Annotated in this window: 6 protein-coding genes; 4 read left to right on the top strand and 2 right to left on the bottom strand. The window is 50.0% G+C overall.

The window, feature by feature from the left end; translation table 11 throughout:
- Positions 1-277: hypothetical protein (locus VE954_RS32665; RefSeq protein ID WP_324960935.1), on the top strand; the 277-nt coding region annotated here is incomplete at its 5' end.
- Here VE954_RS32665 and VE954_RS32670 read toward each other — a convergent pair.
- Both VE954_RS32670 and VE954_RS32675 read right to left on the bottom strand, forming a co-directional pair.
- On the bottom strand, positions 274-1302 hold the full coding sequence (locus tag VE954_RS32670; RefSeq protein ID WP_324960937.1) for an aromatic ring-hydroxylating dioxygenase subunit alpha: 1029 nt from the start codon (positions 1300-1302) through the stop codon (positions 274-276). The two genes, VE954_RS32665 and VE954_RS32670, sit on opposite strands and share 4 nt — an antisense overlap.
- A 187-nt stretch (positions 1303-1489) precedes the next feature.
- Positions 1490-2317: a LysR family transcriptional regulator gene (locus tag VE954_RS32675; RefSeq protein ID WP_324960939.1), complete on the bottom strand. Its 828-nt coding sequence runs from the start codon at positions 2315-2317 to the stop codon at positions 1490-1492.
- A 170-nt stretch (positions 2318-2487) separates the two neighbouring features.
- Between VE954_RS32675 and VE954_RS32680 the strand changes: the two genes are divergently transcribed.
- The 3 genes from VE954_RS32680 (at position 2488) to VE954_RS32690 (ending at position 4985) form a co-directional block, all read left to right on the top strand.
- Complete coding sequence (locus VE954_RS32680; RefSeq protein ID WP_324960941.1) at positions 2488-3258, top strand: hypothetical protein; 771 nt, start codon at positions 2488-2490, stop codon at positions 3256-3258.
- 9 nt (positions 3259-3267) lie between these two features.
- Positions 3268-4191 (top strand): MBL fold metallo-hydrolase, encoded by a 924-nt coding sequence (locus VE954_RS32685; protein WP_324960943.1) that lies wholly within the window; start codon positions 3268-3270, stop codon positions 4189-4191.
- A gap of 332 nt (positions 4192-4523) precedes the next feature.
- The gene (locus VE954_RS32690; protein WP_324960945.1) at positions 4524-4985 is read left to right on the top strand and encodes a hypothetical protein; all 462 of its coding nucleotides are present in this window, start codon (positions 4524-4526) and stop codon (positions 4983-4985) included.
- Positions 4986-5252 lie beyond the last annotated feature (267 nt).

Below are 5252 nucleotides of genomic sequence, written 5' to 3' on the forward strand. Positions count from 1 at the left end.
CCAGCTTATACTTGATCGGGATGTGAATGCGGCTTTGGTAATCTTAAATTATGCTTTGACAGGCTTTGTCACGGGTCGGGAACCGGCCTCAGGTGTGGAGGAGAAGAACTCTTTTCCTGTGAAACACGAAACTCCATTCCAAACCAAAAGCCGCGAATCGATGAGCGGCTGCCAAGCCCGCAGGGCTTGTGAGGATTGGGTGGAGCAGTTCATTCAGCTTGTTGAGTACCTTCTGGATTTGCCTCCTGATCAACACAGTTTAACGAAAGACAATTAACCTGCTGATTTCGTCGGCAGCTGCCTTTTTTGTCCCGATGTTTCCACTTCATTCATCGTCCAGCCCATATCAATAAAGCGCTTGCGATAACGCCGATAGGTGAGCGAGAGTTGATCAGCCCTGGCGTGTACCTGGGACGACGGGGATAAGGGCACTGATAAGGGACTGATGCTTTCCAGAATAGCCTTGTCCTCACTCAGTATTTTCTGCACCCGATACGTGCTGTCCCAATCGCCAGCACGAACCCTAAGAAAATTGCGTATCATAAGCCAATGACTGGTGGTCTGGTGCTCATTGACAGGTGTATGAGCGACGATCAAGGAAAAGCGAATAGAACCTGCGTCAGTCGACATGCAGACAATATTGGGCATGTGAAATTCAAGCGTAACCGTCACCGTCTTTCTCGTTGGATGGAAGAACTTCCATAGGCCTTTCGGCGGTCTGGGTTCATGAGGTATGGTCGTGACGGCGCCCCATTCGTTCGTCGCAATCTCATAATCAGGAACCAGAGCCGGGTTGGCAAATGTTTTTTTATGCACAAAAGCTGTATGTGCCATATCCACTGCATTGTCCATCACCTGAGAATAGTGAGCGTCCCAATGAAAGGTTCCATGCACAGATCTCCATCCGTCGGCACCGTATAAGGGATATTCGGGCAGTGGCGGCCTCTGGTCTGCAGCGAGGTCCCCAATATAAACCCAAAGCCATCCGTAACGTTCCTGGACACTATATTTTGTCAATTGAGCACGAGGGGGAATACCATCCCTGGAGGTGTTCGACGGAATTTCCAGACAGTCACCGTGCGAGTTAAATTTCCAACCGTGGTAGGGGCAGCGGATACAATCGCCCTCAATGTGTCCTTTGGCTAGCTCAGCGCCTCGATGGGGACAGCGGTTGTCAAAGACCACGACCTGACCCTGGGTGTCGCGGTACGCGACCAATTCCTTGCCTAATAAGATAATCTTTTTTGGAACTCGAGTGATTCCGCGCGTTTGACCGGCGACATACCAGAAATTTTTGAGCATGGACCCACCTTTACCATTACAGTTAATATCAATCTTCGCCAGTTGGTTCTGTATCGGATGGTCAAATTCTGAACTTTAATCCATTCCGCTGCTTCCACCTGCACCTTGGAAACGGCTGGCGCATCACTTGTAGCATGTGTGAGTATCACTCCAGGGCATCGATAAACGCCCTGAAGTAGCGTGGCATCTAGGGCCGGGGATACCATGCCAATGCAAATTTGATCTGGAAGGACATCTTATGCTCAAGCCTCGCCAGAGACTGCGCTTCGGGTAGCGAAGCCACAAATTCATCCGAAAGCACGGAATATCCAACCCCAGCCTTAATCATTGAACTTAGGGCATCCGTATTGTTGGAATAGTGTCGCTCGCCGACATAGGAATCAATTTCGCCTATCAAGCGCAGGAACTGGAAGGTCATTGTATCGTTCTCGTTGAAATCGATAATGCTCTCACTTATCACAATGTCTTGAATCGGCCGATTCTTCCATGCCTGAGGAACATAGAGCCCATAGGCTTCCGGCCTTAGGTGCTTGCTGTCCATCTCCCTGGCAATGTGCTCAGGAGGTAGGACCGCCACCTGGATTTCGGCCGACCGCAGCTTGCTGATAGCGCTTTCAATCGAATCATCGAGATCATAAGTAAAGCGAAGCTGGGGAAAGTTTTCGAGAAGCCCTTTGCTCCTTGGTATGATACGGGCGCGCATCATGCTGGAAGGGCCTACAACGGATAGCCTCTGGGTCACATTCTGACCACTCTTGTCATCCAAAAGCGCAAGAGTCTCCCCCTCGAGCTCGAGGACCTTATGGCAGTAGCGGAGCAGGGCTTCACCCTCTGCCGTCAGACGCATACCCTTTCGCGAACGTTCAAAGAGCGACACCTGCAGCTGGGATTCCAAGGTCTTAAGCCTCTGGGTGACCCCGGTTTGCGTGATCTTCAATTCAAACGCAGCGTGGTGCACCGTGCCATGGCGGGCGATGGCAACGAAAGCTAAAAGCTGGGGGCTCATTAAACTCATAAAAACTCATCATACTATGAAAATAATGAATTTTAATCATTATAAACTTTGCGGCAAAGTTTATTTCAGAGAGGCTTGCGTTTCAATGTAATCACTGAAAATTGTTACGAACTCACAAGCAAAGTATCAATCCTCACTTTTCGCGTCATATAAGAAACAGGAAGTATTGAATGAAAATCGCACACATAGCCTTAGCCCTGTCATTGTTCATACAAGCAGGTGATGCTAAATCAGCTGATGTCAAGGAACCTCATAACCATCCGCAGGAAGTCTTTCCTGCAGTCCATGGGATGGTCCTCTTTGGCGACGAGCAGCTTTATGCATCGCATATCCCTATGTTCATGATCCCACACGACTGGCAAGCCCTCTTCAAGGTCACGCTGAAGCATACCAGCGCCGACGCCCTTGAACTCTACAAGACGGTGCAGGCGCCTGGAACCCCGCAAGCCATGTTCACCCTTAAGCCCAAGCCCTTTCTTCTCCCCGAACTGCTCGAGGGCAAGATCAAGTCTTTCAAGGCATCCCTTTACCAAGGGAACTTTGAGAACAAAGGCAAGCTGCTGCTGACAGACATCGACGTTGTCGTGGAAAAAGTCCTCGAGGTTTCGCACCTTCACGCCAGCAACCCGCCTCTGGCTTCGCTGCACTACTTTTCGCTGCAGGTCAAAGGCAAGTCTTATCTGGTTCACAAGATCAGTGCTCTTAACAATTTCGACCAGATTGTCCAGGTCGAGTGGATCAACGACGCCAGGCCGCCTGTTTCGACCCTGACCTTCAATTTCCCCGACAATTTGCTCAGCAAGCTCAAGGCAGGCCAATACTATAGTCTTGACGCTCAGGGCAGTCTCACGGAGACGTCCGAGGAATCCAAAGCAGCGCTTAAGGTCGTCGGTGAGTTTTATTGTACGGTCGGTCCTGATTTTTTCCTGCCCTGTGAATAAGGAAGGCCTATGCGTATGCACCCATTTTGTGGACTGCTGCTCTTTTCTTTACGCGCCCTTTACGCGGGTGTCTCGCCAGGACCAGTAGGTCCTGACTTGGGTATTGAAAGCGGTACTCTCGATGTCACCTGGATTCATGGCGCCCCCGATTGCAAGTCAAATGTAGATCCGCCGATCCAGGTTCATCGCTATAATAGCGGCCTGATTATCATGCGGCAAAACAAGTGCGTGCACTACGAAGCCCCCTTCATGTACGTTATCTTCGGTACCAAACGTGCTCTGTTGCTGGACACAGGCGCAACCAAGTCCGCAGCTGAGTTTCCTCTGCGACAGACGGTTGAAAACCTGATGCTTGAGCATTACGGAGCGGATGCGAGATCCCGGATCGAGTTGATCGTTGCTCATACCCATGGTCACGGCGATCACATGGCAGGCGATACGCAGTTTGCTGAGCAAGCCGGAACCCGTCTGGTCTCCCCAGATGAGGCCCCGACCTTCTTCGGCATCAGGAGTTGGCCTTCAACGATCGGCGGGGTTGATCTTGGAGGGAGAATCCTTGACGTCATACCGGTACCAGGTCACGAAGGAAGAGATCTTGCTTTTTATGATAGGAAGACTGGCCTGCTTTTTTCCGGGGACAGCATCTATCCTGGACGCATCTATATTCGGAACTGGAAGGAGTTTAAATCCAGCATCGAACGCCTGATGAGGTTTCTTGAAGGCAGGCCTCTGACTTACGTCATGGGTGCTCACATCGAGATGTCGGCTGAGGCCGGGGTCGATTACCCCGTGGGAACTATCTTTCAGAAGAATGAACATACCCTTCAGTTGAGTCCCGAGGCCCTGACTCTGCTAGCTTCCCGTCTTCGGATGTTGGAACGCAAACCGAAAAAGGAAGTTCATCCTGAGTTTAGCATCGTTACTGTTTTTTAAACGGAAAAGCTTCCGCCATTAGACTGATTCCGGATAAGTAGCCTACTTCTGAGCAGGAGGTATACCATGGGGGATACCGTAGGCGAAGCAATTCCATAGGATGCATAAAGGAGTAAGGCGAGGCTTTTCGCGGCGCGACACACATGTTCCATGCGCGCGACTTCATTAAAGTATCGGATGTGGTCAAAATTCATTTCATTTTCTTGCACGATTTCATTCTGAATAATTCATTTTACAGAATGTGTGACTGGGCGTAAAGAAGGGTCTGGCAGGGCTGTCAATTAGGTGGCAAAAGCTCTGCAAAATAATGAGAAAACAACAAGGACAATATCATGCTCGTATTCAAGCGCTCCGTTCCAGCAGCACTCTTTTTTGCAGTTTACTCTCTGTCTTCAGTCGCAGTTCACGCCGAACCTCTAGCCTCGCCGCTTGCGGCACAGTGTGTGAGCAGCGAATCTTCCCAGGTTGAAGGCCGAGGACTTATGCTTCCTAATTTCGAAATCCTGTTTTCCGCTGATAAAACGACAGCTCAGGTCATCACCGTTGCTGGTGAGCTCATCGTTATCGACAATTTGAAAGCAAGTGGAAATTTCATTGGTGATTCCTCCGTACCCAATTCCCCGCTCCTCATGGCTAAAGGAAACACCGTGTCACCTCATTCAGGCGAAGTGGTCGCATTGGATCTGAAGGTTGGATTTCAAATGTGGATTGGTGGCGCATATGGCCACGTGACCCTCACGCGTAATGGGATCCGGACTCAGGACGAGGTTTTCTGCCGGCCATTGAGGAACTGAGAGCGACAGTTATCAAATTAGCACGACTCCGCGGAGTTTTTTATGGGAGCAGCAACCTGTCGTTTTTTGCCGGGACCTGCAGGGGCACTGACATCTATATGACAGGGGTCCGGGGTAAGTACACCCCCAATGTCATTCGGTTAATTTTTATAAATTTCCATAACTCTCAAATATCTCTACTAAGTTTCCATCTCGCCAACGAAAAAGGTGACTTAATGGAAGCTGCTACGTCTTCTCAGCTGTGGGAAAATATCATAATTGGTATAG

The organism is Oligoflexus sp., from assembly GCF_035638955.1.
GTDB lineage: Bacteria > Bdellovibrionota_B > Oligoflexia > Oligoflexales > Oligoflexaceae > Oligoflexus.

What these genes read in the sequence shown, in the direction of transcription:
- VE954_RS32670 (WP_324960937.1), bottom strand. Translation starts at nt 1,302, where the DNA reads ATGCTCAAAAATTTCTGGTATGTCGCCGGTCAAACGCGCGGAATCACT.
- VE954_RS32690 (WP_324960945.1), top strand. Translation starts at nt 4,524, where the DNA reads ATGCTCGTATTCAAGCGCTCCGTTCCAGCAGCACTCTTTTTTGCAGTT.
- VE954_RS32680 (WP_324960941.1), top strand. Translation starts at nt 2,488, where the DNA reads ATGAAAATCGCACACATAGCCTTAGCCCTGTCATTGTTCATACAAGCA.
- VE954_RS32675 (WP_324960939.1), bottom strand. Translation starts at nt 2,317, where the DNA reads ATGAGTTTAATGAGCCCCCAGCTTTTAGCTTTCGTTGCCATCGCCCGC.
- VE954_RS32685 (WP_324960943.1), top strand. Translation starts at nt 3,268, where the DNA reads ATGCGTATGCACCCATTTTGTGGACTGCTGCTCTTTTCTTTACGCGCC.